Source organism: Klebsiella sp. Q2 (assembly GCF_009900705.1).
GTDB lineage: Bacteria > Pseudomonadota > Gammaproteobacteria > Enterobacterales > Enterobacteriaceae > Klebsiella > Klebsiella quasipneumoniae.
In genome coordinates, this window is sequence record NZ_JAAABE010000002.1 from 769690 (window position 1) to 795647 (window position 25958).

A 25958-nucleotide genomic window follows, 5' to 3' on the forward strand; every position below is an offset into this window, starting at 1 on the left:
GCGGCCAGACTCATCACAAAGCACGTACCGCTTCCATCACCAGATAGCCGGTTGCGCCCCAGATGGCCACGGAGACCAGGGAAACATAGACCAGTGCGCGAATACCTTTTTTAGACATATACCCTCCGAACGCCGGGGAAATAGAATTCAGGCTATCATCGCCGGTATTACCTCTCTATTTACTCAACGGCGGGGTGACGGTAACAATGTTTTCGGTGAGAAAATGTTTCGCATTGAAAATTATTACGTGAGGCGTAAAGAAGTGCGAATTCTGGTGAAGTTCTGGCGGGTAAACGTATTATTTTTGCGCATTCCGCTGACAAACCAGGAATAACCTTAAAGAAGTGTTGCTGCATTATTCGCCAATTTCAGTACGTTCTGATACACGAATGTTCTTGCGCCAGACCGCGCTTTCTGCGGAAATAGCAGCAGAAGGTTACTGGTATTAACCGATTGAAATCAGACGGTTTTACCCGCGCCAGGGCCCACCGCGCGCAGATGAGACATGCCGTTTGGCCTGATAAGAATTATTGTTTACTTTCATAAACTTAAATCTCCTGCTACTGTCAATAGACATCATAGCCTCCCCAGAGAGTGATATGCGTAGAAACGTTCTGTTATTACTGTGTTCATTTTATCTGTTACCTCTGGGCGCACATGCCGATGATAACGGACTGAGCGCCAAAGATATTAAGACGTTGTTTTTCGGTCACGATGACCGTAAAGCGGTGAGCCGTCCGGAGGAGAGCCCGTGGGACGCGATTGGCCAGCTGGAGACCGCCAGCGGCAATCTGTGCACGGCGACGCTCATCTCCCCCAACCTGGCGCTGACCGCGGGCCACTGCCTGTTAACGCCCCCGCGCGGCAAGCCGGACAAAGCGGTCGCTCTGCGCTTTATTTCCCGCAAGGGGAACTGGGTGTATGAGATCCACGGCATTGACGGACGAGTGGATCCCGGCTTAGGCAAGCGCCTGAAAGCCGACGGCGACGGCTGGATCGTTCCCTCCGCCGCGGCGCCCTCGGATTTTGGCCTGATCGTGCTGCGCTATGCTCCCTCAGGCATCACGCCGATCCCGCTCTTCCCCGGCAGTAAGGCCGATTTAACCGCGGCGCTGAAGGCGGCGGACCGGAAAGTGACCCAGTCAGGTTATCCTGAAGATCATCTGGATAATCTTTATAGCCACCAGGACTGCATCGTCACCGGCTGGGCGCAAAACAGCGTCCTGTCGCACCAGTGTGACACCCTGCCCGGCGACAGCGGCTCGCCGCTGCTGCTGAAAACCGCGGACGGCTGGCAAGTGATCGCCGTGCAAAGTTCGGCTCCCGGCCCGCAGGATCGCTGGCGAGCGGACAACCGCGCCATCGCGGTGACCGGCTTTCGCGATAAGCTGGAGGCGCTGGCCGGAGAGTAATTACCCCTGCTGCTGGCGCCGCTGCAGCAGGTCGGCGATCGGCATCGGTTTACTGAAGTAAAAGCCCTGTAGCCGGTCGCAACCGGCCCGCCGCAGCAGCGCCAGCTGTTGCGGATCTTCAACCCCCTCAGCCACGACCGTCATCCCCAGCGCGCGGGCGATGCGCACCGTGCCGCGCACCATCTCCGCCGCCTGCGCATCACAGTCCACCCGCCCGGCGAGGGATTTGTCAATCTTCAGGCTGTCAAAACGAAAGCGGCGTAAATAGCCGATGCTCGAATAACCGGTGCCAAAATCGTCCAGCGCCACGGCAATGCCCTGGGCCTTCAGATTCTCCACTACCGCCTGCGAACGTTCCGGATTTTCCAGCACATAACTCTCCGTCACCTCCACTTGCAGGCGCGACGGCGGAAAGCGGCAGGCAGCGACCGTCTCCATCACCCGGCTTTCAAAGGCCGGATCGCGAAATTGCGCCGGGGAGATGTTCACCGACAGCAGCAGATCGCTCACCGGCTGCAGGTCGCTGCAGGCACGTTGCAGAACGAACTGGCCGAGGGTGTCAATCAGGCCGCTGCTCTCGGCAATGGCGATAAATGCATCCGGCGCCAGCGCACCCTGCGGGCGACGCGGCCAGCGCAGCAGCGCTTCAACGCCGGTCATCGTCAGGGTATCGGCATCGACTACCGGCTGATACCAGACCTCAAATTCATCCTGCTCCAGCCCCTGACGGATGCCATTCTCGATCATCAGCTGATGACGTCGCGCGGCGTCCAGCGCATCGTCATACCAGGCCGTCTGCCCCTTGCCGCTCTTCTTGGCGTGGTACATGGCGATATCCGCCCGGCGAAACAGTTCGGTACTGGAGCATTCCGCCGGGGTTCCGCTGGCGATGCCGATGCTGGCGCCGATATAAATTTTGCGTTTGCTCAGTGCCACCGGCGCTTTCAGCAGCTCCAGCGCCGCCCAGGCGAACGCCGCCGCCCGGTCGATCGCTTGTTCGCCGCTCACCGCCATGGCGAATTCATCCCCGCCCATTCTCGCCAGCATGGCCTCCGCCGGCACCCGTTTTTGCAGCGCGCTGGCGATATGGCGGATCAGGGCGTCGCCCACATCGTGGCCATAGTTATCATTCACATCCTTAAATCCGTCCAGATCGATAAACACCACGCACTGCATGTCGTGCTTACTCGTGTCGCACACCTGGCTTAACCGCAGCAGCAGCGCTCGTCGGTTGGGCAGCCGGCTGAGCCAGTCAATCAGGGCGATCTCCCGCGCCTGACGTTCGCCGCGGGCCAGCTTATACATGCCGAGGCTGCTGAACAGAATAAACAGCAGGATCAGGCTGGCGGCCACCCCGGCGATCAGCCGCATACTGCCTGATGAGGCCAGGGCCGCTTCGGCGCCGGGCAGACGCGGCTGCCACGCCAGATAGCCCAGCACCTCGCCTCCCTGCGTGCGCAGCGGAATACGGTGTTCGCCGGGGCCGTCGCTGAGATGGAGATGACTTATCTGGAAGGTGTCGCCTAAACGCTGCAGCAGCTGAGGACTGATGTGCCGGGTAATGACCAGATAGCGCCGGGTATCGTCAGCCACCTGCAGCCGGCCGGTCGTCGGCCGGATCAGGCCGATGCCGACGAAAGCGATCCCTGCCTCGGTGCGCGTGATGCCGGCGAAGGCGTTTTTGCCCTCGCGCAGAGCCTTTGCATGATAACGGATCAGGCTGGTCAGCCCGGCGCCGAGAAATGAAAGGTCTGTCCGGGGCATCACCTGACTCTGAAAGGCACCCCACAGAATGTGATAATGTTCATCAAGGACAAAGGTGCCGTCGTACAGGTTATTGATTTTGAAGCCCGACCCCCAGGTGTCGTACAGCCATTTTTGATCCAGTCTGGGGGCGTAAGTCTGGGTCACCGCATCGTCCCAGATAGCATTGTCCAGCACCAGGGACAGCACCCGGTTGACCGATGTCTGCACCGCCCCTTCCACCGACAGGACCGAACGCTGCTGGTCAATTTCATTGGATTTGCTGGCAATGAGGTGTTGCGACAGGTAAAGCAGGGAGATCACCGACGCGGTGAGGCCGAGCCCGGCGAGAAAAATCATTATTGACAACGTCCTGGCGGAAGGAATTTTCCGCCAGCCGAAAGCTGTGAACATGCGCAGTCCTCATCGTCACCGGGCACAATAACTGCGGGGCCGGTCTTGAGGTAAGCATACTACAGCGGACCCGTTTTGCCGCCTGGCTTTGCAGGCGGCGCGACGTCAGGCGAGTTTAATTAACACCATGCCGGCAACCAACAGGATGACTCCCGCCCAGCCTTTGTTATTCAGGCGCTGGCCAAACAGCACCCAGCCGGCGGCAATGGTCGCCGCGATACCGAAGCCGCCCCACAGCGCATAGGCAACCGACAGATCGATGCCTTTTACCGCCTGCGAGAGGGCGCTGAACGCACCCAGCACCGCCGCCAGCGACAGGATGCCATAGACCTTGCGGCGGAAACCGTCGGAAAACTTCAAAAAGACGTTGGCAATAATCTCCAGAACAATGGCGATAGCCAACCAGGCGGCGTGGATCCACTCAAACTGCTGCATGAGCCACCTCCTGCTTCGACGACGCTTTTTTCTGGGTGCCGGACTTAATCAGGACGATCCCCACCACCAGTGTGGTCAGACCGGCTATTTTCAGCAGCGACAAGCTTTCATCAAATAACAGAACGCTGAACAGGGTGATCAGCAAAATGCCAATCCCTTCCCATAACGCGTAAGCCACGCCGAGGGCAATTTTTTTAACTGCAAAGGCGAGAAAAATATATGACAGAGCTATCATGGCCAGCATTAAAATATAGCCGGTATGCCCACCGCTGATGCTTGCCCATTTCATCGACAACGTGCCGGTAATTTCAGCAACAATAGCTAAAGCTAATAAAATCCAATAAAACATGATCCCTTCTCCTGCTTGAGAATATAATCCATTACCGTTTACGAGACGCGTAAACCGGAAAATTTCTGACGTAGATTTCGCTGTGCGCTTGGCGCCAGCTCAGGCAGAAAGAAGGTGACTATAGCGCCGAATGCCAGTGCTGTTCGCCGGCAAAACGGGAAAAAGTGAGGGATACTGCGGGGTGATTTAAAATATACATCCTGAACTGATTGTCCATAAAATTACAATTATCCGCGGTGTTGCTTCTCGTCCGGTGCGGATGGAAATTGTCCTCAGTAGTTAAACACAGATAAATTTGTAGCATAGTGCTACATTTAATTCAAAGACTTTGCAATTCTTTACGCCGCGGTTTTGCAGCAATGCGTTTTTTCTGAAAAAAAACGTCATTATGCTAATGTAACGCAACCTGTTAACAGGCAAGGAAGATTGAGGACGGGATCCTATGGCTAAACCTATTATTACACTTAACGGACTAAAGATGGTCATCATGCTGGGCATGCTGGTGATCATCCTGACCGGCATTCGCTTTGCGGCAGACATTATTGTCCCGTTTATTCTCGCGCTTTTTCTGGCGGTGATCCTTAATCCGCTGGTGCAGCTGCTGGTCCGCTGCCGGGTGCCGCGCGTGCTGGCGATCTCACTGCTGATAGGCCTTATCGTGATGTTAGCCGTTGTGCTGCTGGCCTCGCTGGGGACCTCGCTTAACGAGCTGGCGCGCACCCTGCCGCAGTACCGCAACTATCTCTACGAACCGATGCAAACCATCGCCCCCTGGCTGCAGCGCCTGGGTTTTACCGTCTCGGTGGTGGAACTTAACAAATACATCGACCCCAACGCCGTGATGACCCTGGTCACCAGTCTGCTCACTCAGCTGTCGAACGCCATGTCCTCGATTTTTCTGCTGCTGCTGACGGTGGTGTTTATGCTGCTGGAGGTGCCGCAGCTCCCCGCTAAACTCCAGCAGCTGATGTCCCGCCCGGTAGAAGGCATGGGGGCTATCCAGCGCGCTATCGACAGCGTGTCGCATTATCTGGTGCTGAAGACCGCGATTAGCCTGGTCACCGGGCTGGTGGTCTGGGGAATGCTGGTTCTGCTGGACGTGCGCTTCGCCTTTATGTGGGGGCTACTGGCCTTCGCGCTGAACTATATTCCCAATATCGGTTCCGTACTGGCTGCCATCCCGCCGATCCTGCAGGTGCTGGTGTTCGGCGGCCTGTACGAGGCGCTGGTGGTGCTGGCCGGCTATCTGATCGTTAACCTGGTGTTCGGCAATATTCTCGAACCGCGGATCATGGGGCGCGGCCTGGGGCTCTCCACCCTGGTGGTGTTCCTGTCATTGATCTTCTGGGGCTGGCTGCTGGGGCCGGTCGGTATGCTCCTGTCGGTGCCGTTGACGATTATCGTCAAAATTGCCCTTGAGCAGACCAGCGGCGGGCAGAGCATCGCCTTCTTATTAAGTGATGTGAGCAAACAGTAAACCTTTCCCGGGCCGGTGGCTGACCGGCCCTCCTCTCCTTGTCACCTGCCGTAGACCACTACGCCTTTTGTATTATTGATCCTCATCACAAAGTGGCGCTCACCATTGTTACTCTCAGGCTAACGATTGGCCGCCGTGCTTAATTGATGCTCCGCGCCCCGCGTCGCACACTACCCTCCACCAGGACAAACAAAACGATTTGTCGAATCAGGAGGTTAATAATGAATGCCGAACAAACGACGGGGCGGGTCTGGAACCGTCGCCGGACGGAAAAGCAACGGCGGCTGGCTGAGGCCAACATCCCGGGCAAAGTCATCCCCACTGACCAGCTGGTCAGCGTACTGGAAAACCTGCTCGCCCCCGGCGACCGGGTGGTGCTGGAAGGCAACAACCAGAAGCAGGCCGATTTTCTCTCCCGCATGCTGGCGGAAGTCAATCCGCAGAAAATCCACGATCTGCATATGATCATGCCCAGCGTCGGGCGCAGCGAGCACCTTGACCTGTTTGAAAAAGGCATCGCCCGTAAGCTCGATTTCTCCTTCTCCGGTACCCAAAGCCTGCGCATTTCGCAGCTGCTGGAAGATGGGCTGCTGGAAATCGGCGCCATTCATACCTATATCGAACTCTACTCCCGCCTGTACGTCGATCTGTCGCCTAACGTCGCGCTGATCGCCGGCTACAAAGCCGACCGCAAAGGAAACCTCTATACCGGGCCGAGTACCGAAGATACCCCGGCGCTGGTGGAGGCCGCCGCCTTCCACGACGGCATTGTTATCGCTCAGGTCAACGAACTGGTGGACGACGAGTGCGATCTGCCCCGCGTCGATATTCCCGGCTCGTGGATTGATTACGTGGTGGTCGCCGACAAGCCGTTCTTTATTGAACCACTGTTCACCCGCGACCCGCGCCTGATTAAGCAAGAACACATTCTGATGGCGATGATGGCGATCAAGGGCATCTACGCAGAGCATCAGGTGCAGTCCCTCAATCACGGGATCGGCTTCAATACCGCCGCCATCGAACTGCTGCTACCGACCTACGGCGAACAGCTCGGCCTTAAAGGCAAAATCTGTAAACACTGGACCCTGAACCCGCATCCGACCCTGATCCCGGCGATCGAGAGCGGCTGGGTGGAGAGCGTGCACTGCTTCGGCGGCGAGCTGGGGATGGAAGAGTACATCCGCGCCCGCCCGGATATCTTCTTTACCGGCCCGGACGGTTCCATGCGTTCCAACCGCGCCTTCTGCCAGCTGGCGGGTCAGTACGCGGTGGATATGTTTATCGGTTCGACCCTGCAGGTGGATGGACTGGCTAACTCCTCGACCGTCACACGCGGCCGCCTTTCCGGCTTCGGCGGCGCGCCGAACATGGGCCACGATCCGCACGGCCGCCGCCACGCTACCCCTGCCTGGCTCAATATGATCACCGAGCCGGACCCAATGCAGCGCGGTAAAAAACTGGTGGTGCAGATGGTCGAAACCTTCCAGGCCGGCGTGAAACCGACCTTCGTTGAGACCCTCGACGCGGTCGACGTCGCTAAAACCTCCGGCATGCCGCTGGCGCCGGTGATGATTTACGGCGATGACGTCACCCACGTGCTGACCGAAGAGGGTATCGCCTATCTGTATCGTGCGGAAAGCCTGGAAGAGCGCCGGGCGATGGTCGCCGCAGTGGCCGGGATCACCGATATTGGCCTCGGGGTGGACGCAAAACGCGTGGCTGCCCTGCGTCAGAGCGGCAAAGTGGTCTACCCGGAAGATCTGGGTATTCGCCGCAGCGAGGCAACCCGTTCACTGCTGGCCGCCGGCAGCGTCGCCGACCTGGTGGAATGGTCCGACGGACTGTACAACCCACCGGCAAAATTCCGGAGCTGGTAATGAAAATTCTCTCTCCCCTGCACGCCGAAAGTCTTGTCAGCTGGCTGGCGGACACCGCCAGCGCCTGCCTGATTGACGAAGCCCGTCTGAGCCCGAAACCGGGTCTGGTCGACAGCCGCGGCAGCGGCGCGCATCAGGACCTCACGCTGGCGCTGATGGAACGCTCCGCCCGCAGCCTGCAGCCGACCTTCCACGCGCTGGCCCAGCAAAGCTGGCGCCGCACGGCGGATATCGCGCTGCGCGAAACCGTCGGCCGCCTCGGTCGCGAAGGCGAAGCGCAGATGATGCAGGCCACCGGTGGGATCAATACCCACCGCGGCGCCATCTGGGCGCTGGGGCTGCTGGTCAGCGCGGTGGCGATGTTGGGTGGAGAGGGTCAATCACAGACGATCGCCGACACCGCCGCCGCCCTCGCCCGCCTGCCCGACAGCCTGGCGCCGAAAAGCTTCAGTAAAGGGCTGCGCGCCAGCCGCCGCTGGCAGGTGCCTGGCGCGCGCGAAGAGGCGCAGCGCGGTTTCCCGCATATCACCGCCCTGGCGCTGCCGCAGTTACAGCAAAGCCGCGCCCGGGGCGCCAGCGAGCCGCAGGCGCGACTTGACGCGCTGATGGCCATCATGACCTCGCTGAGCGATACCTGCGTGCTGTCGCGCGCCGGCATGAGCGGCCTGCAGACCATGCAGCAGGGCGCCCGCGAGGTGCTGGCGGCCGGCGGTTGCGCCAGCGTCGCCGGACGCGCCGCCCTGGCGCGGCTTGACGCGCAGATGCTGGCGCACAACGCCTCGCCGGGCGGCGCCGCCGATCTCCTTGCCGCCACCCTGTTTCTCGACCGGGTTGCCGGCTAACGCATTCAGAGGATGTTATGGAACAGATTACATTGTCATTTCCTGCCAGCCGCGCCCTCAGCGGCAGAGCGTTGGCAGGGGTTGTAGGTTCAGGCGATATGGAGGTGCTCTATACCGCCGCCGGGAGCGATACGCTCCGCGTGCAAATTACCACCTCGGTGGATAACAGCCAGGCGCGCTGGCAGGCGCTGTTCGACCGGCTGAACCTGATCAACGGCCTGCCCGCCGGGCAGTTGGTTATTCGCGACTTCGGCGCCACGCCGGGCGTCGCCCGTATTCGTATTGAACAAGTCTTTGAGGAGGCCGCTCATGCGTAACGATCGCAGCTTTATCGAACTGCGCGCTCGCGAACGCGCCCACGCCCTGCTGGACGACGGCAGCTACCGCGAACTGCTGGATCCGTTTGAAGGCATTATGTCTCCGTGGCTCGGCGCGCAGGGCATCGTCCCACAGTCCGACGACGGTATGGTGGTCGCCAAAGGCACGATCAACGGCCAACCTGCAGTGGTGATTGCCATCGAAGGCACCTTCCAGGGCGGCAGTATGGGCGAAGTCTCCGGCGCCAAAATGGCCGCCGCGCTGGAGCTGGCGGCGGAAGATAACCGCAACGGTATCCCGACCCAGGCGGTGCTGTGCCTCGAAACCGGCGGCGTACGTCTGCAGGAGGCCAACCTCGGTCTGGCCGCCATCGCCGATATTCACGCCGCAATTGTCGACCTGCGCCGCTACACCCCGGTGGTCGGCATTATTACCGGTACCGTCGGCTGCTTCGGCGGTATGTCCATCGCCGCGGCGCTGTGCAGCTACCTTATCGTCACCCGTGAAGCCCGTCTCGGCCTCAACGGCCCACAGGTTATCGAGCAGGAAGCCGGCATTGAAGAGTACGACTCACGCAACCGGCCGTTTATCTGGAGCATGACCGGCGGCGAAATTCGCGCCGCCAGCGGCCTGGTCGACGCGCTGGTTAACGATGGCGTCAACGCGGTCAAAACCGCGATGAACGAGGCGATCGCCAAAGGCGTACCGGCGCAGCACCGCAGCGACAATTATGACGATTACCTGCGCCGTTTAAGCCAGTTCGACACCCGCCAGCAGGCGGATACCGCGCAGATTAAACAGCTTTTTGCCCGGGAGGAGAAATAATGAGCCAGTTCCCAAACCGCGCCGCGCTGTGGCTGAACAAACTGGCGCCCGACGCGCCGCTGATGAGTGGTCTGTGCCCTTCGGTGCAGGTCGCAGATGGCCAGATTGATGGCGAAAGCGTCCGCTTTATCGCCGTGGTACCTGACGCTAACAACCACTACCCGCGCGCCGCCGGCGGCGAAGTCGGCCTGCTGGAAGGCTGGACGCTGGCGAAAGTGGTCAACGAAACCATCGCCGCCGACGCCGATCAGCCTGTCAAACGGCCGATCGTCGCGGTAATTGATGTCCCGAGCCAGGCCTATGGCCGCCGCGAGGAAGCTTTTGGCATCCACCAGGCCCTGGCCGGGGCGGCAGGCGCCTACGCCAAAGCCCGTCTTGCCGGCCATCCGGTGATTGGCCTGATTGTCGGCAAAGCGATGTCCGGGGCGTTTCTGGCCCACGGCTATCAGGCCAACCGCCTGATCGCTTTTAACGATAGCGGCGTGCTGGTTCACGCGATGGGTAAAGCATCGGCAGCGCGCATTACGCTGCGTACCGTAGAGGCGCTGGAGAAACTGGCGGCGACGATCCCGCCGATGGCCTATGACGTCAACAACTACGCCACGCTCGGCCTGCTCTCCGCCCTGCTTGACATCAGCAATCCGGACGCGCCTGACGACCACGATCTGGCGCTGGTCAGCCGTACCCTGCGCGACGCCATCGCTGACGCGCGCCAGGATCCCTCGCTGAAGTGCCGCCTGGGTGCGGAAAACCGCCGCAGTTCGCAGCAGGTCCGCGACCTTATGCGCGCCAGCTGGTAAGACGTTCGTACGTAAGTAGTAGAAGAAAACCTGCCGGAAGCCGTCTCCCGGAGCGCGGAATAAACGCTCCGGGAAGGGACGGCTTTTAGAAAAAATAACAATCGCGCCAGTACTCTATTTTATTTACAGGTGATTTATGACTTATGTGATTATTCATGCTCTTGCCCCGATTTTCGTCATTATGCTGCTGGGCTTCTGGGCCGGTAAAGCCGGGATGGTAGATAACAAAAATGTCTCCCTGCTCAATATCTTTGTAATGGATTTCGCCTTACCCGCTACGCTGTTCAGCGCCACGGTGCAAACCCCATGGGCCGGTATCGTCGCCCAGTCGCCGCTGGTGCTGGTGCTGACCGGCGCGATGTGGATCACCTACGCCGGGATCTACTTCCTCGCCACCAGCGTGTTCAAACGCACCCCGCAGGATGCCGCGGTGCTGACCCTCACCGTCGCGCTGCCGAACTACGCCGCGCTGGGCCTGCCGATCCTTGGCAGCGTGCTCGGCGAAGGCGCATCGACCTCGCTGTCGGTGGCGGTCTCTATCGCCTGCGGTTCGGTCCTGATGACCCCCTTCTGCCTGCTCATTCTGGAACGTGAAAAAGCCCGCGCCGCGGGGGAAAACACCGGTTCTACGCTGGCGATGCTGCCGGTGCTGATGTGGCGTTCGGTGAAAAAGCCGATCGTCTGGGGCCCGCTGCTCGGGGTGGTGCTTTCCGCTATCGGCATTAACATGCCGGACCTGCTGCTGGCCTCCATCAAACCGCTGGGCCTGGCCGCTACCGCAGCAGCGCTGTTCCTCACCGGGGTGATCCTCTCGGCGCGTAAACTGCAGATCAATGCGCTGATCGCCACCTCCACCCTCGTAAAACTGCTGGTACAGCCGTTTATCGCCTGGGGTCTGGTGATGCTGCTGGGTCTGCATGGCTCCATCGCGATTACCGCGATCCTGATGATTGCCCTGGCCGCCGGCTTCTTCGGCGTGGTCTTCGGCAACCGCTTCGGCGTGCAGTCCCCGGATGCTGAAGCCGTGCTGTTGTTAAGCTCGGTTCTGTGTATCCTGTCGTTACCGCTGTTTATCTCTTTGACTTCAGGACTGTAAACCATGTCATCAACGCCGCGTCCCCACGATTTAGTTTGGTTAAACCACGCCAGCGCCCTGGAAGATATTGCCGAGCCGTGGGTGGTTCAGCAGTGGCGAGCCGCGCTGCCGGTGGTGGTGAGGCGCGACGTTGACGGCCAGGCCCGCATCCCGGTTGGGGTGCGGGGCATGAAGCGCGAGCAGCGCGCCGCCGGCTGGGTACAGGCGCAGAATATCGTGCGCAGCGTCACCCCGGAGATGCTGGTGGAGCGCGAGCGCCTGCTGGGCTCCCCTTTTGTTTCGCAGCCGCCGGTGCAGGCGGCTATCGCCCTGACGCTGGAAGACTGGCCCTGGCGCTGGGGCGTCACCGGCAGCACTGGCTACGCGCTGGCGACCGAAATCCCGGTACTCCATGCAGCAAGCGATCTGGATCTGCTGATCCGCGCGCCGCAGCCGCTGGCCCGCGAGGCGCTGCTGGAATGGCAGTCCCGGGTGGCCAAGCTCCCGTGCCGCGCCGATACCCAGGTCGAAACGCCGTACGGCGCCTTCGCCCTCAATGAGTGGCTACGCGATGGGCGGGCGCTGCTGAAAACGTCACACGGTGCGCGCTTAACTACTGCGCCGTGGCGCAGGGAGGAATGATGAAGATTTTGTTTACTTTTCCCGGACAGGGCGCCCAGCGTCCCAACATGCTGGCGGCTATCCCCGACCGCGAAGCGATCCTCAGCCAGGCGCGCGCCGTGCTGGGGGATGAAGTCGAGACTCTCGATAGCGCTGATGCGCTAAAACACACCCGTGCGGTCCAGCTCTGTCTGCTGATCGTCGGGGTAGCCTGGGCGCGCGAGCTACAGCGCCAGGGCGTTAATCCGCAGATGGTCAGCGGCCTCTCCATCGGCGCCTTTCCCGCAGCGGTCATTGCCGGCGCGCTCGATTTCGCCAGCGCGCTGCGGCTGGTAGCCCTGCGCGGCGATCTCATGGAGCAGGCCTATCCTGAAGGTTACGGGCTGACGGCGATTATGGGCCTGACCCGCCCGCGGCTTGAGGCGCTGATGCAGGGCCACGAGGTCTATCTCGCCAACCTCAACGCCGAAACGCAGATTGTGATCGCCGGACGCGATGAAGCCATGGCCGAAGTGGCACAGCTGGCGCTGCAGGCGGGCGCCAGCAAGGCGCAGCGGCTGGCGGTCAGCGTGCCATCGCACTGTGCGCTGCTGGATAAACCCGCCGCAGCGCTGGCAAAAGCCTTTGCCAACCTGACCTTAACGCGCCCGCAGTGCGCCTATTTAAGCGGCTCGACGGCGCGCGTGCTGTGGGAGCCGCAGCGGATCGCCGACGATCTGGCGATGAACATGGCGCGCACCGTCCACTGGCAGGAGGCGATGATCGCCGCCGATGAACGCGACGCGAGACTGGCAATCGAGATGCCGCCCGGCGGCGTGCTCACCTGCCTGACCCGCCAGGCGGGCTGGCGCGGGGAGACCCTTTCGCTGGAACGCAGCGGCGTGGACGTTGCCCGCCATCTGGCGCAGCGGCTTAACGAATAAGGCTCCGGGCGTACATCCTTCCTTCCGCCGCCAGCGCCAGCAGGTCGGCATCGCGCTCGCGATGGTGTGAATAGACAATCGAGATCAGCTGGCGCATCTGGTACGGTTCCGCCAGCTTTAACAGCTGTACATCTTTTTCATAGACTTTCTTCATTCGCCCCGGCAGCAGCGCAAACCCGACGCCCGCCTGCACCAGGCTAATCATCGAAAAGATGTCATTCACCCGGGTGACGATCTCCGGCTCGAAACCAGCGATATGGAATGCTTCCCGAAATCCGGCATAGGTGGCGAACCCCTCCGCCAGCGACACAAACTTGCGATCGGCGTAATCGCGCAGGTCGGCGAGTTGTGAGGCATCCAGCTGCTCCGTCGCCGGGGCGGCGAGAAAAATATCGTCCTCAAACAGCGGCACCACGTCGAAAGCGGTATTATTGAATTCCCCTTCATTGGTGGCGATCAGGATAGCGTCGAGAGCGTCGTCTTCCAGCATATCCAGCAGCATCTGGTTAGAGCCCATGGTCAGATCCAGCTCCAGCTCAGGGCGCCGCAGCTTCATGCCCATGATAATGCGCGGGACGGTTTCCAGGGTCAGGGAATAAAGAGTGCCGATGCGCAGCCGCCCCTGGCCGACGCCGGCGACTTTGCGCGTCGCCTCAAGCCCCCGGCTCATCAGACTCATCACATCCTGACAATATTCCAGCAGCGTCCATGCCGCCTGCAGCGGCAGTAAATTGCGCCCTTTGTGAACAAACAGCGGGCAGCCCACCCCCTCTTCCAGCGTATGCAGCGCGCGGTGGACGCTGACGCTGCTGAGCTTCATCGCTTCGGCGGTTCTGGCGATATTGCCTTTCGCCATAAACATCATAAAGACCGACAACTTGCGGAAGGTGATCTCCTGGTTGATATCGTCTTGCATAGCCCTTCCACACTCCTGATTTGCTTTTCTTTTTCAATTCAAATCAGTATATCGTTTATGACGGCAAAGTTGCAGGCAGAGCGCGGCGCAGGCGGGGAATGGACGCAAAAAAGGGAAGACCGTGGTCTTCCCTTTTGTTCACTTTCAAGTTTGCTTTTACAGCGCCATATCATGCTGCGGCGAGGCGTCGCGCTGAGGCTCAACCGGCTTCGCGGTCGCGGTGGGCGCAGCCGCTGGCATCTGGATCACCGGCGGTTTCGTCAGCTGCAGGGTCGCGGCGGTATCATCCCAAACCTGCTGGGTCAGCGCCACGTTGCCGTTCAGCTTCTGGCCGTAGCTCGGCACGATCTGGTGGATACGGGTCTGCCACTCCGGCGAGTTAAACTGCGTCGGGAACATCCGCTTGAGCACATTGAGGGTGATCGGCGCAGCGGTGGAAGCCCCCGGCGACGCGCCAAGCAGCGCGGAAATGGTTTTCTGCTGATCGACCACCACTTCGGTGCCCAGTTTCAACACGCCGCCCTTCTCTGCGTCTTTCTTAATGATCTGCACGCGCTGGCCGGCCTGGATCAGCTTCCAGTCCTCTTTACGCGCGTCAGGGTAGTACTCTTTCAGCGCGGCGAAGCGGTCATCATCGCTGAGCATCACCTGGCTGACGAGATATTTCACCAGATCGAAGTTGTCGAGACCGACGTGGGTCATCGGCAGCACGTTGTCAGTGGTAGTGGTGCTCAACAGGTCGAAGAAGGAACCGTTCTTCAGGAACTTGGTCGAGAAGGTGGCGAAAGGCCCAAACAGCACCACGCGCTTGCCATCGAGGTAGCGGGCGTCAAGGTGCGGTACCGACATCGGTGGTGCGCCGACCGAAGCCTGGCCATACACTTTCTCGAGGTGCTGCGCGGTGACCGCCGGGTTCTCGGTCATCAGGAACGAACCACCCACCGGGAAGCCAGCATAGTTGTCCGCTTCCGGAATACCGGTTTTTTGCAGCAGCTTCAGCGCACCGCCGCCGGCGCCAATAAAGACGTATTTCGCATCGATGGTCTGCGCCTCGCCGCTCTGCACGTTCTTAATGGTCACGTGCCAGGAGTTATCGGCATTGCGTTTGAAATCGGTGACCTCAGAGGAGGTTTGCAGGGTGAAATGGCTGTTTTTCTTCAGGCTGCCGATCAGCTGCCGGGTGATTTCGCCATAGTTAACGTCGGTACCCACCGGCGTCCAGGTGGCAGCCACTTTCTGCTGCGGATCGCGGCCTTCCATCACCAGCGGCGCCCACTGTTTAATTTGCGCGTGGTCGGTGGAGAATTTCATCCCCTGGAATAAGGTGGTCTGCTGCAGCGCGGTATAACGCTTCTGCAGATAGTCGACATTATCGCCCCAGACGAAACTCATATGCGGCGTGGAATTAATAAAGGAGTGCGGGTCGTGCAAAATACCGCGCTTCACCTGTGCCGACCAGAACTGACGGGAAATCATGAACTGTTCGTTAATATCCAGCGCTTTGCTGACGTCAATCGATCCGTCCGCCCGCTCCGGCGTATAGTTCAGCTCCATATTCGCCGAGTGACCGGTACCGGCATTATTCCAGCCGTTGGAGGATTCCAGGGCCACGCCGTCCAGTTTCTCCACCATCGTCAGGTTCCAGTCCGGCTGCAGCGCCTGCAGCCAGGTGCCAAGCGAGGCGCTCATGATCCCGCCGCCAATCAGCAGGAAGTCGGTTTTTTTAGAGGTATCCGCTTCAGCATGCGTCGCCGCGCTGACGAACATCGCTAATGCGGTAAAGGAAATAATCGTTTTTTTCATTGCAGGCATAATAGAATTATCACGTAGCACACGGTAATAAGAGGCAGCATATTAACGCACTTTTACTTTATTTTAAAATATCATTTACACTCTCGCATTTTTAATCAAATAATTATTTAACTTAAAAAATCAGAGCGGCACTAAAAAATAAGCGTCGGCGTAAAATCTCACTGAAAATTCAGCGCAATTACCGGAATAAATAGAGGAGAGGAATTTCTTTAGTTAATAAAGTGCAGGCGCGCATACCGTTTGTGCGCGCCTGGCTAAAGGCTTAATGGGCGGGAGTGACAGCGCTGCGCTGGGCTTCGCGCAGGGCGAGACGCAGATGATCGTGATGTTTGGTCAGCAGCTCCCGCGCGTGCCAGGCGTCCAGCCCGCTGAGCAGCATCAGGATCGCGGTGCGGCAATGGTGGTGGCAGCTGGTCAGCTCGGCTTTCGCTTCGCTGCGCGTGCAGTCGGTGGCCGCCATGACAATCGCCACCTGCCGCTCCGCCCAGTGTGGACTGTCAGCCTGCAGATCCACTCGCAGGTTGCTGTACACCCGGCCGTCACGGATAGCGAGGCCCGTCGACACCATGTTAAGGATCTGCCGCTGGGCCAGCCGGGCCTTCGGATTGGTCAAGCCCGCCACCGCTTCCGGCCCGGTTTGCGGAGCAATAATAATATCCGCCAGCTGCGCCGCCTCGCTGGCCGCCTGCTGAGTCACCACCGCGATCGGAGCCCCCAGCGACCAGGCGTGGCGCATCGCCCCCCAGACCCATGGGGTCTTGCCGCTAACGGTAAGCGCCAGCAGCATATCGTGGCTGGAAAAGTCCAGCGACTGCAGCTCGAAGGCGCCTAGATCGTAATTATTCGCCGCGGTCTCCCGCTCGGCCATCGCCGCCGTCTGCCCACCGGCAATCAGCCCCACCAGCGCGTGTTTGCCTTCCGGAGAGTAGTCGCTGACCGCCTGGACAGCCGTGCGTCCTGATTCCCCGGCGCCGATAATAACCAGACGCCCTCCCCGGCTCATTGTCGCGGTGGCGATATCAATCAACCGGGCGATATCCGGCAAACAGGCGCCAACCGCCTCCGATATCTGCTTATCATCCTGATGCAGCATCGCCAGCATGTCGGCGGTGGCGAGGCGATCGATGTGGGTGGTATCCGGGTGACGACGTGCCTGCATTGACGCGGTTAGCGAACTGCTCATAACAACCTCCATTTACGACAGAAAAAGCGCATCTCGGCGAAATCAGCGGCCTGATGCATATCCTTATATTCATCAGGACTATTTAACCTCTGTCGCCACTATAAGGGGAATCTTCCGCGCTTTACCGCCGTCGGGGTCACAGTTTACCGTCCCGATCGCCCGTTCACGGGCAATTGCCGATTATCTGAACAATCCTGTCTCAGCTCTCATCTTCGCCGTCCGCCTGCATGGCCAGCCAGAAGGATTGCTGACAGAGGTTATAAAATTGTTTGCGCATTGGCTGCACCACCAGGCCGGCGCTATCGATAACCTGCCACTCGATCCAGCACTCCGGGCAGGAGGCGGCATCCTGTTGCGGAAGTTCGAGTTCGTAGCGGTGCTGGATCACCACCCCGCTGCGATGTCGCCAGCGCGCGATCTGCCACTCTGCTTCCGCTTCATGGTCCTGTTCACGATGCTGCGCCAGTTGTTCAACGTGCTGTTGCCGGAGAATATCCCGGACCAGAGATGCCAGTTCCATCATGTCTGCCTTAAGCCTGTGGCGAAAAGCGACAGTTTATCGTGGACGGGACAGGGCTACCGTAGCAAAAGCGGCCTTTTGCTTTGATTACACGGCTTTATGAATGCCACGCTATCAGCGATAATAATCGTTTACTGACTCTATCCGGGATCGTCATGAAGGCATCAGAGCACCCGCCTCGCGTTCGTCAACGCGCCTTACCGCTAAAGCTGAGCACCGCCGTCTCCTTGATGATCGGCAGCGTGATCGGCGCCGTGCTGCTGCTGGTCTATGCCCTGTGGTATATGCAGATCAGCAATGCCACTCGCGATGGTCTGAAAGAGACCGCGCTGGCGGTGGCGCGCACCATGGCCGATATGCCGCAGGTGAAGCGCGGACTGGAGGCGCCGCCGCAGCAGCAAATTATTCAGCCGCTGGCGCAGGCCATCACCCGACGCAACGACCTGCTGTACGCTATCGTCACCGATATGCAGGGTATTCGCTATTCGCATCCGGACAGCTCAATTATTGGCAAACCCTTCATCGGCCACGATATCCAGCCGACGCTGCAGGGAAAAGAGAACGTGGCCATTAACCACGGCGTGCTGGCCCCGGCGCTGCGGGTGTTTACCCCGGTGTTCAACGATCAGCATCAGCAGATTGGCGTGGTGGTGGTCGGCATTTCGCTGAGTAAAGTGGACGAGCAGATCGCCAACAGCCGCTGGGACGTGCTGCTGACCATCCTGTTCAGCGCGCTGGTCTGCGCCCTCGGCACCTGGAGCCTGGTGCGCGGCCTGAAGCGCGTCCTGCTGGGACTGGAGCCGCACGAAATCTCCACTCAGTTTCAGCAGCGTCAGGCCATGCTTCACGCCCTCAAGGAGGGGGTGGTGGCCGTCGATGCCCATGGTGAGGTTAACCTGATCAACCCGGCGGCGCGCGAGATCCTCTTTTCCGGGCCGGACAAGACGCTCGCTCATACCCCGCTGCTCGCTGACCTGCAGACGGTTTTGCACAGCGGCGAGCCGATGTACGACCGCGAGCTGGGATGCAATGGCCTGTTGCTAATCAGCAACACGGTGCCTATCCGCAGCCAGGAGGCCGTGGTCGGCGCCATCTGTACCTTCCGCGATAAGACCGAAGTCAGCCAGCTGCTGCAGCGGCTGGACGGTATGATGAGCTATGTCGATGCCCTGCGCACCACCTCCCATGAATTTATGAATAAACTGCACGTGATCCTCGGGCTGCTGAATATGAAAAGCTATGGCAAACTCGAGGAGTACGTGCTGCAGACCGCCCATCGCTACCAGGCGGACATCGGCGATATTCAGCACCGCATAAAATCCCCGGTGGTCGCCGGCTTTCTGATAAGTAAAATGCAGCGCGCCACCGAGTGCGGCTTTACCCTTAAGCTGGCGGATGAGAGCCTGGTGCCGGATTGCCCGAATGAGAAGCAGGTCACCGTGCTGGTGACGGTGCTGGGCAACCTTATTGAGAACGCGCTGGATGCCATGAACGGTCAGGCGGAGGGCGAGATCGGCCTGCTGCTGCACTATCAGGACGGCTGGCTAAGCGGTGAAGTGAGCGACGACGGGCCGGGGATCCCGGAAAACAACATCGACGCTATCTTTAACAAAGGTTTCTCCACCAAAGGCGAGAATCGCGGCGTCGGGCTGTTTCTCGCCAACCAGCAATTACGCGAGCTGGGCGGCACCCTCGCCGTCGAGTCGGAACCCGGCGTATTTACTCAATTTTTTGTTCATCTCCCCTGGGATAGTAAAAGGAAACGTGCGTGATAAATGTGTTGATTGTTGACGATGATGCCATGGTGGCCGAACTGAATCGCCTGTACGTGGCAAGGGTTCCCGGCTTTCGTTGCAGCGGGAGCGCTTCGACGCTCAGTCAAGCCCAGGAGATGATTAACGATCCGCAGCAGGAGATCGATCTGGTGCTGCTGGATGTCTATATGCAGCAGGACAGCGGGCTCGATCTGCTGCCGACTATCCGTCAATCGGGGCGCGCCATTGACGTCATCATGATCACCTCAGCGGCGGATGCCGCCACGGTGCAGACCGCCATGCATTACGGGGTAGTCGATTACCTGATCAAACCCTTCCAGTTTCCCCGTTTTGAAGAGGCGCTCACTACCTGGCGGGAGAAGCGCAAGCTGATAACCGGCCAACCCTATTACGAGCAGGCCGACGTTGACCGCCTGCTGCACGGCGGCACGCCGGAGGCCAGCGACGCGCGCAAGCTGCCCAAGGGGCTTACCGCGCAAACCCTGCGCACGCTGTGCCAGTGGATTGACGCCCACCCGGACGTTGAATTCTCTACCGATGAGCTGGCGGCGGCGGTGAATATCTCCCGCGTATCCTGCCGTAAGTATCTGATCTGGCTGGCGCAGATCAATATTCTCTATACCACTATCCACTACGGCGCCACCGGGCGGCCGGTCTATCGCTACCGGCTGGTGGCCGAACAGTACAGTTTGCTTAAGCAGTACAGTCAATAACGCGGTAGCCGCTATCCAGCGCCGCAAAGCGCAATCGCTGCGGCGATGAAAGTATAATGTCGCGATTTTTGGTGACGAAAATCGCGTCGATATCCTGCCGTTGACGCAGCGCTGCACAGCCTTTCTCGACGCCGAGACCGAACAGCAGCGTGGTCCAGATATCGCCGTCTAAAGAATCAGTGGAAATCACCGTGACGCTGTCGAGTTCGTTATCCAGCGGGTAACCGCTGCGCGGGTCGAGAATATGGTGCCAGCGCCTGCCATCCTGCTCGAAATAACGTTCGTAGGTGCCCGATGTGACCACCGACTGCCCGTTAACCGTCAGAGAGCCGATCAGCGCCTGCGCATCGGCAAACGGTTTTTTCAGGCCAATGGCCCATTCGCCAAGGGTATGCACGTTGCCGCCGAGGTTGATCAGCGCCTTTTCCACCTGCTGCTGACGGAGATAATCACGCACCCGGTCAGCGATATAGCCTTTGGCGATCGCCCCAAGATCCAGCTCCATCCCCGGCTGCTGAAGAAACACGCTGCAGGTTGCCTCATCCAGGATCACCTCTTGCGGGCGGGTCAGCGCCAGCCGGGCCCTGATTTCGCCGGCGTCAGGCACGCTGTGTCCCTGAAAGCCAATTCGCCACAGCTTCACCAGCGGCCCAATCGCGAGGTTAAAGGCGCTGTCGCGCACCATGCTGGCGGCTTTGGCGCACTGAATGAGCTGAAAGACCGGGCGGCTGACCGTCACCGGGTGACGTCCGGCGGCGTGGTTGATATCCATTACCTGCGACTCGGCGCGGTTAACGGTAAGCAGATCTTCGTAGCGTTTGATTAACTGAAATACGCGGGAGGCCAGCGCCTCATTATGGGAGCAGAGTTTGAGCTGGATGGGAGAACCCATCAGAACGGCGGAGTAGCTATAGACGCGGTTATCAGACATCGGGCTCTCCTTAGAAGGGATAAGCCGGGCGGCGAGAGCGCCAGCCCGGCATCAGCAATTACGTCTTATCCTCTGGCGCGTTTCGCCGCCTGGCGACCCGCGAGGGTGCCGAAGATGATGATATCCGCCACCGCGTTACCACCGATACGGTTGCCGCCGTGGATCCCGCCGACCACCTCACCGGCGGCGTAGGCGCCGCGGATCGGCTGCCGGGCAACGTCCAGCACTTCGCCATCGGTGTTAATGGTCACGCCGCCCATGGTGTGGTGCACCCCCGGGGCGATACGGATGGCATGGAACGGACCTTCGTTAATCGGCGCGCGCAGCGCGGTGGTACGGCCAAACTGTTCATCATGCTGTTTTTCCACCGCCCCGTTGTAGCACTCAAGGGTGGCGAGGAAGGCATGGTAATCCATCCCCAGTTTATCCGCCAGTTCACGCGGCGAGCTGGCGCTGGTGACGAAGCCTTTGGCGATGTACTCATCGGCGGCTTTGTTTTTCGCCCGCACATGTTCGTCAAAGACGATGTACGCATAGTGTTCCGGTAGGGCGATAATCGCCGCGGAGACTTTATCGCGGGTCTCCATTTCGTTGAAGAAGCGGTTACCCTGCTGGTTGACGAGGATCGCCCCGCCGCCGCGAATCGACTCGGAAATCAGATAGGAGGTCTGCTGTTCAACGGTCGGGTGGATTTGAATTTCGCCCATATCCACGGTACCGGCGCCAATGCGCTCCAGCAGCGCGATACCGCTCCCGGTGGCCCCTTTGTGGTTGGTGGTGACGAAGCCTTCGAGGTCAGGACGATACTTCACCACCATCGCGCTGTTGGCGCTGAAGCCGCCGGTGGCCACCACAATGCTTTTAGTCTGGATCTCTACGATCTCGTTTTCGTCGTTGATCAGACGCACACCGCTGACTTCATCGCCGCTCATCAGGATCTCTTCCACCGAGGTATCCAGCAGGACGTCGATGCCGCGTTTGGTGATGTTGCGCACCAGGCCGCTAATCAGATAGCCGCCGACCGCTGACCCGTCGCGCGGACGGTGGGTGCGGTCAATGCTCATCCCGCCGGTGGTGGTGATATCGTTGAGCATAATGCCGCGGTCCGCCAGCCATTCAATGGCTTGCGGGGCATTCTCCACAAAGCGGCGCAGCAGCTGCGGATTGTTTTTATTGTGCCCGCCCCTCAGGGTTTCCTGATAGAACAGCTCTTTGCTGTCCTGAATGCCTTTCACGCGCTGGAAGCGGGTCTCCGCGGCGTTCATCCCGGCGGAAGCCTTGATGGTGTTCCCGCCAATGGTCGGCATTTTCTCGACGATCAGCACGCTGGCGCCTTCGTCGTGAGCCTGAATGGCGGCCGCCAGGCCGGCTCCGCCGCTGCCGACGACCACCACATCATAGCTTTTCGGCGCGGCGTCATTGCCGCCCTCTTCCGCCGCCAGCGCTTTGCTCGATTTCAGCATCGCTTTGGCGACCGCTTTTTTCACCGCCTCGCTCTGGCTGGTGGCCCCGGAAATGGCGTCGACGTGCGGGGTATTGGCGGTGAGAATACGTTCGCGGATCTCTTCGAAGCTGGTGGTGAACTCCACGGTCTGCACCGGGCTCGCCGCCAGTTCGATATCGGCGATATGGTCATTTTCGAGGCTGACGTTGATCACCAGTTCATTGGCGTCATCCTGAACGGTTTCAACAAACATCCCCGGCTTAAATTTAGCGTCGCCCATGCTCATGTCGCGGATCATCGCTTCCACCAGCGAGAAGCGCCACAGCGGTTCCGGAATGTGCAGCGCTTCGCGCTGAGTGCTGTCGATAAACAGCTCCAGCTCTTCACCCGCGGCGATACGAGCCGCCCAGTCAGGATAGGCGATGCAGGCGCGGCCCACAGCGATCAGGTCATAGCCGTGATCGAGGCCCAGCTCGGCATCGGCAACGTTAACCACCCCGCCGACGCCCATCACCGGCACCTGAGCCAGAGTGTCAGAGCGCATGGCGCAGTATTTCTCGATCAGCGGCGTCGGGTCGCTGGTATCGACGATAGAGGGACGCAGGGTCGCGCCCACCGAGAAGTGCAGATAATCGACGCCGCGAGCGGCCAGTTTTTCCAGCAGATACATGGTGTCATCGAAGCGGATCCCCGGGACCTCCATCTCTTCTGGCGAGAAGCGGTAGCCGATGATAAAGGCATCGTCAGCGTACTGGCGGGCCATTTTATGGGTGATGTCGAGAACCGCCAGCGGGAAGCGGGCGCGATTGTCGCGGCTACCGCCCCATTCGTCGTCGCGCTGGTTGGAGTTTGGCGAATAGAACTGCTGAATAAGGTAGGTGTTGGCGCCGTGAATTTCGACCCCATCGAAGCCGGCAAGGATAGCGCGGCGGACGCCCTCGCCAAACTTGGCGATCATCCCCTCCACTTCTTCTCCGCTCAGCGCCCGCGGCATCGCGGCGCCCTCACGCGGGGCGGCGATGGCGCTCGGCGCCACGGGCTGACGTCCGCCAATCAGCTGCGGGTCGACCATGCGGCCGCCGTGATAGATCTGCAGAATCGCTTTCGAACCTTCCGCTTTAATTGCTTCAGCGATTTTCGCCAGGCCGGCGATTTTTTCATCGTTATCGATACCGATAGCGCCCGGGAAGGCCAGACCGTAGTCATCAATAAAGCAGCACTCAACAATAATGGTGCCGATACTGCCGGCGCGGGCGCGGTAGTACTCCACCAGCTCGCTGGTGACAGTCCCGTCGAAATAACCGGTGCAGGTGGTCATCGGCGCCATCAGCAAACGGTTTTTCAGCTCCGTACCATTTGGTAAAGTAAATGGCTGCAAAATACGTTCGTTACTGGTCATAAGTTACGCTCCAGATTTTGAAATATTAAAAATTCAGAATGGGGTGACGGAATCATTAATGGTTGTGGTTTTTTAATTCCTGTTGTCATGCTAATAATATAGCGACTTTTTTAGTTACTAAATCAATTACGTTAGTTATAAAACTATTTAACCCCAGCAATAACATCGCTACCCCTATTGTATTATTAAAATAATAAATAGCATTTACATAATACAAATGAAGGATAACATTTTAGATACTTTCGTTAACATTCAAAGCGACCAACCATCAAGATTATTTGTTTTTATTTCATATACATAGGCATGTGTCGAGTAAAAACAGCATTAATTGTACATTTTTATTTTAACATTTATCGATATTTTCGCCAAAATAACACCTCATCAGATAGGGTTATATCGAAAATAAAAAAAATAGTGAAATCACCTGCTTTTCTTGATCTCGATCAATTGCAACGACCATTGAAAGCGCAATATATAAATAACCAACAAATTTAATTTAACGCCCATCAAACCGCGTTAAATAATCGCCAAGACGATACTCAGAAACGCAAAATAAAAACTAAAGTAATTTTTGTAATTAAAGAAATCACTGAGCGCATCGCTGGCGGAAACGTTATTTTCAACAACTTGCAGATACTCATTATGAAAGAGAAAAAGACAACCATACCGCCTGCCGGTGCAGTCAATCCAACGACTGCGAATAAAAAACGTCTCCTGATGATGGCGCTGCCGATTATCGTTGCTGTGCTATTACTCTTCGTCCCGGTCCCGGACGGCCTGCCGCCGTACGCCTGGCACTACTTCGCTATCTTCGTCGGGGTGATCGTCGGGTTGATTTTTGAACCACTGCCGGGCGCCGTTATCGGCATCACCGGCGTGGTGGTCATCGCCCTGTGCAGTCAGTGGCTGCTGTTCAGCCCGGAACAGATGGCCGCACCCGGCTTCAAAATGGCTGGCGCCTCCTTTAAGTGGGCGGTGAGCGGCTTCGGCAACTCCACCGTGTGGCTTATCTTCGGCGCCTTTATGTTCGCCGCCGGCTACGATAAAACCCAGTTCGGCCGCCGCCTGGCGCTGATTCTGGTGAAATATCTCGGCCGTCGCAGCCTGACGCTGGGCTACGCCATCACCTTCGCGGATCTGCTGCTGGCGCCGTTTACGCCGTCGAATACGGCGCGCAGCGGGGGCACCATTTACCCAATTATCGCCAACCTGCCGCCGCTGTACGGTTCAAAACCGAACGATCCTAGCGCGCGTAAAATCGGTTCCTATCTGATGTGGGTAGCGATCACCGCCGCCTGTATCACCAGCTCGATGTTCCTGTCGGCACTGGCGCCGAACCTGCTGGCGCTGGCGCTGGTAAAAAGCATCGTCGGTATCAACATCTCCTGGGGCACCTGGTTCATCGCCTTCCTGCCGCTTGGCGTACTGCTGATCCTGACCATGCCGCTGCTGGCCTACTGGTTCTACCCGCCGGAAGTGAAAGTCAATAACGAAGTGCCGCTGTGGGCCGCTCGTGAACTGGAAAAACTGGGCAAACTGTCGCGCAATGAGATCCTGCTGCTGGTGTTCGTCTGCTTCGCGCTGATGATGTGGATCTTCGCCGCCGACTGGATTGAACCGGCCCTGGCCGCCCTGCTGGTTATCGTGCTGATGCTGTGGACCGGCGTGCTCTCCTGGAGCGATATCACCAACAATAAAGCGGCGTGGAACACCTTTGTCTGGTTCGCCACCCTGGTGGCGCTGGCCGACGGCCTCTCCTCCACCGGCTTTATCGCCTGGCTGGGTAAAGAGGGCGGCGCGCTGATGAGCGGTATCTCCCCGGGGATGGCGACCATCGTCCTGCTGCTGGCGTTCTACCTGCTGCACTATCTGTTTGCCAGCACCACCGCGCACACGACCGCGCTGCTGCCGGCCATGCTGACCATCGCCGCCACCATTCCGGGAATGAATATGGAAGTGTTCGTTCTGCTGATGGTGACCTCGCTGGGCGTGATGGGGATCATCACCCCGTACGGTACCGGCCCGAGCCCGATCTACTACGGCAGCGGCTATCTGCCGACCAAAGATTACTGGCGCCTCGGCACCATCTTTGGCGCCATCTTCCTGGCCGCCCTGCTGCTGATTGGCTATCCGTGGATGTCCATGATGTTCTGA

The 25958-nt window shown here is 59.1% G+C and carries 23 protein-coding genes; 14 read left to right on the forward strand and 9 right to left on the reverse strand.

Annotated elements, in window-relative coordinates:
- Positions 1-599: 599 nt before the first annotated feature.
- Positions 600-1412 carry a serine protease gene (locus GT756_RS11470; RefSeq protein ID WP_004206054.1) on the forward strand — a complete coding sequence of 271 codons (813 nt, stop codon included), beginning with the start codon at positions 600-602 and terminating at the stop codon, positions 1410-1412.
- Here the strand turns inward: GT756_RS11470 and GT756_RS11475 are convergent, their stop codons facing one another.
- Positions 1413-3515: a bifunctional diguanylate cyclase/phosphodiesterase gene (locus GT756_RS11475; protein WP_227507939.1), complete on the reverse strand. Its 2103-nt coding sequence runs from the start codon at positions 3513-3515 to the stop codon at positions 1413-1415.
- On the opposite strand from GT756_RS11475, the gene GT756_RS26205 reads away from it, so the two are divergent.
- Positions 3487-3600 (forward strand): ArsR family transcriptional regulator, encoded by a 114-nt coding sequence (locus GT756_RS26205; RefSeq protein ID WP_224052065.1) that lies wholly within the window; start codon positions 3487-3489, stop codon positions 3598-3600. The genes GT756_RS11475 and GT756_RS26205 overlap by 29 nt on opposite strands.
- 74 nt (positions 3601-3674) lie before the next feature.
- On the opposite strand, the gene kpnF is transcribed toward GT756_RS26205, so the two are convergent.
- Together kpnF and kpnE are read right to left on the reverse strand one after the other, a co-directional pair.
- Positions 3675-4004 (reverse strand): multidrug efflux SMR transporter subunit KpnF, encoded by a 330-nt coding sequence (kpnF, locus tag GT756_RS11480; RefSeq protein ID WP_004206057.1) that lies wholly within the window; start codon positions 4002-4004, stop codon positions 3675-3677.
- Positions 3991-4353: a multidrug efflux SMR transporter subunit KpnE gene (kpnE, locus tag GT756_RS11485; RefSeq protein ID WP_004206058.1), complete on the reverse strand. Its 363-nt coding sequence runs from the start codon at positions 4351-4353 to the stop codon at positions 3991-3993. Before kpnE ends, kpnF begins: the two co-directional genes overlap by 14 nt.
- A gap of 442 nt (positions 4354-4795) precedes the next feature.
- Here kpnE and GT756_RS11490 point away from each other — a divergent pair, with 442 nt between their 5' ends.
- The 9 genes from GT756_RS11490 (at position 4796) to mdcH (ending at position 13111) form a co-directional block, all read left to right on the forward strand.
- A complete protein-coding gene (locus tag GT756_RS11490) occupies positions 4796-5830 on the forward strand; it encodes an AI-2E family transporter (RefSeq protein ID WP_004206059.1) in 1035 nt (344 codons plus the stop codon).
- A 221-nt stretch (positions 5831-6051) separates the two neighbouring features.
- Positions 6052-7707 carry a malonate decarboxylase subunit alpha gene (gene mdcA, locus GT756_RS11495; protein ID WP_004206060.1) on the forward strand — a complete coding sequence of 552 codons (1656 nt, stop codon included), beginning with the start codon at positions 6052-6054 and terminating at the stop codon, positions 7705-7707.
- Positions 7707-8549 carry a triphosphoribosyl-dephospho-CoA synthase gene (locus GT756_RS11500; protein WP_065877700.1) on the forward strand — a complete coding sequence of 281 codons (843 nt, stop codon included), beginning with the start codon at positions 7707-7709 and terminating at the stop codon, positions 8547-8549. The genes mdcA and GT756_RS11500 overlap by 1 nt, the downstream gene beginning before the upstream one ends.
- 17 nt (positions 8550-8566) lie before the next feature.
- Positions 8567-8866: a malonate decarboxylase acyl carrier protein gene (gene mdcC, locus GT756_RS11505; RefSeq protein WP_160124793.1), complete on the forward strand. Its 300-nt coding sequence runs from the start codon at positions 8567-8569 to the stop codon at positions 8864-8866.
- Positions 8859-9692, forward strand: a complete 834-nt coding sequence (locus tag GT756_RS11510) for a biotin-independent malonate decarboxylase subunit beta (protein ID WP_017900316.1) — start codon at positions 8859-8861, stop codon at positions 9690-9692. Before mdcC ends, GT756_RS11510 begins: the two co-directional genes overlap by 8 nt.
- Positions 9692-10492: a biotin-independent malonate decarboxylase subunit gamma gene (gene mdcE, locus GT756_RS11515; protein ID WP_160124794.1), complete on the forward strand. Its 801-nt coding sequence runs from the start codon at positions 9692-9694 to the stop codon at positions 10490-10492. Before GT756_RS11510 ends, mdcE begins: the two co-directional genes overlap by 1 nt.
- Before the next feature lie 136 nt (positions 10493-10628).
- Positions 10629-11588 carry an AEC family transporter gene (locus GT756_RS11520; protein ID WP_032455991.1) on the forward strand — a complete coding sequence of 320 codons (960 nt, stop codon included), beginning with the start codon at positions 10629-10631 and terminating at the stop codon, positions 11586-11588.
- 3 nt (positions 11589-11591) lie between these two features.
- Complete coding sequence (locus tag GT756_RS11525; RefSeq protein ID WP_057215017.1) at positions 11592-12209, forward strand: malonate decarboxylase holo-ACP synthase; 618 nt, start codon at positions 11592-11594, stop codon at positions 12207-12209.
- Positions 12209-13111, forward strand: coding sequence for a malonate decarboxylase subunit epsilon (mdcH, locus tag GT756_RS11530; protein WP_049092626.1), 903 nt, complete (start codon positions 12209-12211; stop codon positions 13109-13111). Before GT756_RS11525 ends, mdcH begins: the two co-directional genes overlap by 1 nt.
- On the opposite strand, the gene GT756_RS11535 is transcribed toward mdcH, so the two are convergent.
- From GT756_RS11535 to GT756_RS11550, 4 genes are all read right to left on the reverse strand, one after another.
- The gene (locus GT756_RS11535; RefSeq protein WP_004206070.1) at positions 13101-14027 is read right to left on the reverse strand and encodes a LysR substrate-binding domain-containing protein; all 927 of its coding nucleotides are present in this window, start codon (positions 14025-14027) and stop codon (positions 13101-13103) included. The two genes, mdcH and GT756_RS11535, sit on opposite strands and share 11 nt — an antisense overlap.
- A 156-nt stretch (positions 14028-14183) precedes the next feature.
- Positions 14184-15794, reverse strand: coding sequence for a malate dehydrogenase (quinone) (gene mqo, locus GT756_RS11540; RefSeq protein ID WP_243817661.1), 1611 nt, complete (start codon positions 15792-15794; stop codon positions 14184-14186).
- A gap of 307 nt (positions 15795-16101) precedes the next feature.
- On the reverse strand, positions 16102-17022 hold the full coding sequence (locus tag GT756_RS11545; RefSeq protein ID WP_160124796.1) for an N-acetylmuramic acid 6-phosphate etherase: 921 nt from the start codon (positions 17020-17022) through the stop codon (positions 16102-16104).
- A gap of 199 nt (positions 17023-17221) precedes the next feature.
- Positions 17222-17545 carry a hypothetical protein gene (locus tag GT756_RS11550; RefSeq protein ID WP_172972448.1) on the reverse strand — a complete coding sequence of 108 codons (324 nt, stop codon included), beginning with the start codon at positions 17543-17545 and terminating at the stop codon, positions 17222-17224.
- A 152-nt stretch (positions 17546-17697) separates the two neighbouring features.
- On the opposite strand from GT756_RS11550, the gene GT756_RS11555 reads away from it, so the two are divergent.
- Complete coding sequence (locus tag GT756_RS11555; protein WP_064177876.1) at positions 17698-19314, forward strand: sensor histidine kinase; 1617 nt, start codon at positions 17698-17700, stop codon at positions 19312-19314.
- Positions 19311-20030, forward strand: coding sequence for a two-component system response regulator DcuR (gene dcuR, locus GT756_RS11560; RefSeq protein WP_017900307.1), 720 nt, complete (start codon positions 19311-19313; stop codon positions 20028-20030). The genes GT756_RS11555 and dcuR overlap by 4 nt, the downstream gene beginning before the upstream one ends.
- Here the strand turns inward: dcuR and GT756_RS11565 are convergent.
- Positions 20011-20961 (reverse strand): FAD:protein FMN transferase, encoded by a 951-nt coding sequence (locus tag GT756_RS11565; protein WP_109938939.1) that lies wholly within the window; start codon positions 20959-20961, stop codon positions 20011-20013. The genes dcuR and GT756_RS11565 overlap by 20 nt on opposite strands.
- Positions 20962-21026: 65 nt before the next feature.
- Positions 21027-23804: a flavocytochrome c gene (locus GT756_RS11570; protein ID WP_032455986.1), complete on the reverse strand. Its 2778-nt coding sequence runs from the start codon at positions 23802-23804 to the stop codon at positions 21027-21029.
- Positions 23805-24446: 642 nt separating this feature from the next.
- Between GT756_RS11570 and GT756_RS11575 the strand changes: the two genes are divergently transcribed.
- Positions 24447-25958 carry an anion permease gene (locus tag GT756_RS11575; RefSeq protein WP_049092623.1) on the forward strand — a complete coding sequence of 504 codons (1512 nt, stop codon included), beginning with the start codon at positions 24447-24449 and terminating at the stop codon, positions 25956-25958.

What these genes read in the sequence shown, in the direction of transcription:
- GT756_RS11470 (WP_004206054.1), top strand. Translation starts at nt 600, where the DNA reads ATGCGTAGAAACGTTCTGTTATTACTGTGTTCATTTTATCTGTTACCT.
- GT756_RS11475 (WP_227507939.1), bottom strand. Translation starts at nt 3,515, where the DNA reads ATGATTTTTCTCGCCGGGCTCGGCCTCACCGCGTCGGTGATCTCCCTG.
- kpnF (WP_004206057.1), bottom strand. Translation starts at nt 4,004, where the DNA reads ATGCAGCAGTTTGAGTGGATCCACGCCGCCTGGTTGGCTATCGCCATT.
- kpnE (WP_004206058.1), bottom strand. Translation starts at nt 4,353, where the DNA reads ATGTTTTATTGGATTTTATTAGCTTTAGCTATTGTTGCTGAAATTACC.
- GT756_RS11490 (WP_004206059.1), top strand. Translation starts at nt 4,796, where the DNA reads ATGGCTAAACCTATTATTACACTTAACGGACTAAAGATGGTCATCATG.
- mdcA (WP_004206060.1), top strand. Translation starts at nt 6,052, where the DNA reads ATGAATGCCGAACAAACGACGGGGCGGGTCTGGAACCGTCGCCGGACG.
- GT756_RS11500 (WP_065877700.1), top strand. Translation starts at nt 7,707, where the DNA reads ATGAAAATTCTCTCTCCCCTGCACGCCGAAAGTCTTGTCAGCTGGCTG.
- mdcC (WP_160124793.1), top strand. Translation starts at nt 8,567, where the DNA reads ATGGAACAGATTACATTGTCATTTCCTGCCAGCCGCGCCCTCAGCGGC.
- GT756_RS11510 (WP_017900316.1), top strand. Translation starts at nt 8,859, where the DNA reads ATGCGTAACGATCGCAGCTTTATCGAACTGCGCGCTCGCGAACGCGCC.
- mdcE (WP_160124794.1), top strand. Translation starts at nt 9,692, where the DNA reads ATGAGCCAGTTCCCAAACCGCGCCGCGCTGTGGCTGAACAAACTGGCG.
- GT756_RS11520 (WP_032455991.1), top strand. Translation starts at nt 10,629, where the DNA reads ATGACTTATGTGATTATTCATGCTCTTGCCCCGATTTTCGTCATTATG.
- GT756_RS11525 (WP_057215017.1), top strand. Translation starts at nt 11,592, where the DNA reads ATGTCATCAACGCCGCGTCCCCACGATTTAGTTTGGTTAAACCACGCC.
- mdcH (WP_049092626.1), top strand. Translation starts at nt 12,209, where the DNA reads ATGAAGATTTTGTTTACTTTTCCCGGACAGGGCGCCCAGCGTCCCAAC.
- GT756_RS11535 (WP_004206070.1), bottom strand. Translation starts at nt 14,027, where the DNA reads ATGCAAGACGATATCAACCAGGAGATCACCTTCCGCAAGTTGTCGGTC.
- mqo (WP_243817661.1), bottom strand. Translation starts at nt 15,794, where the DNA reads ATGTTCGTCAGCGCGGCGACGCATGCTGAAGCGGATACCTCTAAAAAA.
- GT756_RS11545 (WP_160124796.1), bottom strand. Translation starts at nt 17,022, where the DNA reads ATGAGCAGTTCGCTAACCGCGTCAATGCAGGCACGTCGTCACCCGGAT.
- GT756_RS11550 (WP_172972448.1), bottom strand. Translation starts at nt 17,545, where the DNA reads ATGATGGAACTGGCATCTCTGGTCCGGGATATTCTCCGGCAACAGCAC.
- GT756_RS11555 (WP_064177876.1), top strand. Translation starts at nt 17,698, where the DNA reads ATGAAGGCATCAGAGCACCCGCCTCGCGTTCGTCAACGCGCCTTACCG.
- GT756_RS11565 (WP_109938939.1), bottom strand. Translation starts at nt 20,961, where the DNA reads ATGTCTGATAACCGCGTCTATAGCTACTCCGCCGTTCTGATGGGTTCT.
- GT756_RS11570 (WP_032455986.1), bottom strand. Translation starts at nt 23,804, where the DNA reads ATGACCAGTAACGAACGTATTTTGCAGCCATTTACTTTACCAAATGGT.
- GT756_RS11575 (WP_049092623.1), top strand. Translation starts at nt 24,447, where the DNA reads ATGAAAGAGAAAAAGACAACCATACCGCCTGCCGGTGCAGTCAATCCA.